This window comes from Streptomyces sp. NPDC059900 (assembly GCF_050270335.1).
Lineage (GTDB): Bacteria > Actinomycetota > Actinomycetes > Streptomycetales > Streptomycetaceae > Streptomyces.
This window is the reverse complement of sequence record NZ_JBNNJZ010000801.1, coordinates 1-2,934: the sequence shown is the minus strand read 5'-3', so window position 1 is coordinate 2,934 and position 2,934 is coordinate 1. Positions and strand designations below refer to the sequence as shown.

Annotated in this window: 3 protein-coding genes; all 3 read left to right on the top strand. The window is 70.4% G+C overall.

Annotated features, from left to right (window positions below):
* On the top strand, positions 1 to 667 hold a 667-nt coding region (locus ACQKIP_RS44155; protein WP_427745577.1), incomplete at its 5' end, for a response regulator transcription factor.
* Positions 660 to 1,745 (top strand): sensor histidine kinase, encoded by a 1,086-nt coding sequence (locus ACQKIP_RS44150; RefSeq protein WP_365863520.1) that lies wholly within the window; start codon positions 660 to 662, stop codon positions 1,743 to 1,745. The genes ACQKIP_RS44155 and ACQKIP_RS44150, both read left to right, overlap by 8 nt.
* Before the next feature lie 169 nt (positions 1,746 to 1,914).
* Positions 1,915 to 2,934: FAD-dependent monooxygenase (locus ACQKIP_RS44145; protein ID WP_427745576.1), on the top strand; the 1,020-nt coding region annotated here is incomplete at its 3' end.

Sequence of the window (2,934 nt, the reverse complement as noted above, 5' to 3'; positions counted from 1 at the left end):
CTATATGGCAGAGGCCATCCGCGATGGCCTGCGGCTGGAAGCGATCGCGGCCGATATCGCCGGTGACGGCGATACCGCGCTGCAACTGCTGGATATCAACACCTACGACATCGCCGTCCTCGACCGTGACATTCCCGGCCCGTCCGGCGACGAAGTCGCCAAACGCATCGTCGCCTCCGGCAGCGGCATGCCGATCCTCATGCTCACCGCGGCCGACCGGCTGGACGACAAGGCCTCCGGGTTCGAACTCGGCGCCGACGACTACCTGACGAAGCCCTTCGAACTCCTGGAACTCGTGCTCCGGCTCAGGGCCCTTGATCGCAGGCGTGCCCACAACCGGCCGCCGGTGCGTCAGATCGCGGGCCTGCGCCTGGATCCCTTCCGCCGCGAGGTCTACCGCGAGGACCGCTACATCGCGCTCACCCGCAAACAGTTCGCGGTCCTCGAGGTCCTCGTCGGCGCCGAAGGCGGTGTCGTCAGCGCCGAAGAGCTCCTGGAGCGGGCGTGGGACGAGAACGCCGACCCGTTCACCAACGCCGTACGCATCACGGTCTCCGCGCTGCGCAAACGCCTCGGCGAACCCTGGCTCATCGCCACCGTGCCCGGCGTCGGCTACCGCATCGACACCACCCCCGGCACCGGACACGGGAGCGGTGAGCGTGGATAGGCAGCCCGGATGGAGCGTGCGCCTCAAGCTCACCCTCAGCTACGCCGGATTCCTCATGCTCGCGGGGCTCCTGCTGCTCGGTGCCGCGGGGTTCTTCCTGCTGCGCCAGGGCTGGTTGCGGACCAACGAGGAGGGGGCGTGGAGACAGAGTCCGGGCATCGACATCGTGCGCGGTTTCGGGCCGATGGCAGCCGTGGTCATGCTGTTCCTGCTGGTTTTCGGGCTTCTGGGAGGCTGGCTCCTCGCCGGACGCATGCTCGCGCCGCTGGATCGCATCACCCACGCCACCCGGGCGGCCGCGGCCGGATCGCTGTCCCACCGGATCCATCTGCCCGGCCGCAGGGACGAGTTCCGCGAACTGGCCGACGCCTTCGACACGATGCTCGCGCAGCTCGAAGCGCACATCGCCGAACAGCGGCGCTTTGCCGCCAACGCCTCCCACGAGCTGCGGACCCCGCTGGCGATCTCCAAGACACTCATCGACGTCGCCCGCGCCGATCCCCACCACGACAGCAGCGAACTCGTCGAGCGCCTGCACACCATCAACACCCGGGCCATCGACCTCACCGAGGCCCTGCTGCTGCTCAGCCGCGCCAACCAGCGCTCCTTCACCCCACAACACCTCGACCTGTCCCTCGTCGCGGAGGAAGCAACCGAAACGCTCCACCCGCTGGCGGAACGGCACGGCGTCACCCTCGAGACCAGCGGCGACATCGCCCCCACATCCGGGTCGCCCGCCCTCCTGCTGCAGCTGACCACGAACCTCGTCCACAACGCGATCGTCCACAACCTGCCCCGAGGCGGCACCGTCCAAGTCCACACCGGCGTACGCCCCCACAGCGTGGTGCTCACCGTCGAGAACACCGGCGAACAGCTCGCCCCCCAGCTGGTGGCGACCCTGACCGAACCCTTCCAGCGCGGCACCGAGCGCATCCACACCGACCAGGCAGGCGTCGGCCTGGGCCTGGCCATCGTCAAGACCATCACCCGGGCACACCACGGAACCCTCACCCTGGCCCCGCGCCCCGCCGGCGGGCTGCGCATCACCGTGGAACTGCCCCGGACAGCACACGGGTGAGCCCTCGGTCCGGGAGGGCCGGGCCAGTGGATGGCTGGTGACGCCGGCGGGCGCGCGCGCAGAGCCGCGCGCCGGTGGATGCCTCCGCGTGTCTGCTTTTCGAGTCGATCCAGGCATCTGGGTGATCTGGGGGCGAATGGTGAGTTTGGCCTCCTTAGTATCTGGCTTCGTGACAGACGGGAAGAGCCGGCCGCGTACGGCTGACCATGCGACCGGTGTAATTGTTCTGGGGGCCGGTCCGGCCGGGCTTGTGCTCGGCAACATCCTCTTGGACCACGGGATCGACTGCGTCGTCCTGGAGCGGGCCGAGCGCGCCCATGTCGAGACACGGGCGCGCGCAGGATTCCTGGCGGCCAACACCGTGCAGATTCTTGACGAGCACGGTCTGGCCGAGGGCCTGCACCGGCGCGGACGGATGCACGGCACCTGTGAGTTCCGCACCGGCGACGGCCGCTTCCGGCTGGACTACAGCGGACTCGGCCGCAAAGAGCTCCACACCGTCTACCCGCAGCAGGACCTGGTGTGCGACCTGTTGACGCGCTTCCTGGCGCGCGGCGGACAGCTGCGTTTTGCCACGGAGGCCCTGGCCGTACGCGATGCCGACAGCGAACGGCCCGCGGTAGCCGTACGCGAGGCCGACGGGCGGCCGGCTGTGTGGCGGGCCCGGTATGTGGCCGGCTGCGACGGGCGGCACGGCGCGGCCCGGCGCTCCCTGCCTGCCGGAACGGTCCGCCACCACCGCGATCACGGCGTGACCTGGCTGGGGCTGCTCGCCCAGGCGCCGCCGAGCATGGATGCTGTCGGCTACGCGGTGCACGAGCGCGGCTTCGCCGGGCACATGGCCCGCACCAGCGAGGTCACCCGCTACTACCTGCAGTGCGAGCGCGGCACCACCGCCGACGCCTGGGCCGAGGAACGCATCTGGGACGAGCTGGAGCGGCGCATGCGGGCGCGCGAGTACGGCCCGCTGCGCCGCGGGCCCATCCTGCAGCGCTCCGTGGTCGACCTGGAATCCGACGTACTCGAACCCCTGCGCCACGGCGCGCTGTTCCTCGCGGGCGACGCCGCCGGGCTGATCAGCCCGTCCGCGGCCAAGGGCGCCAATCTCGCGGTGCTGGAAGCCGCGCTCCTGGCCCGCGCCCTGATCGACGCCCTCACATCCCGGGACTCCGCCGGCCTCGACGCCTAC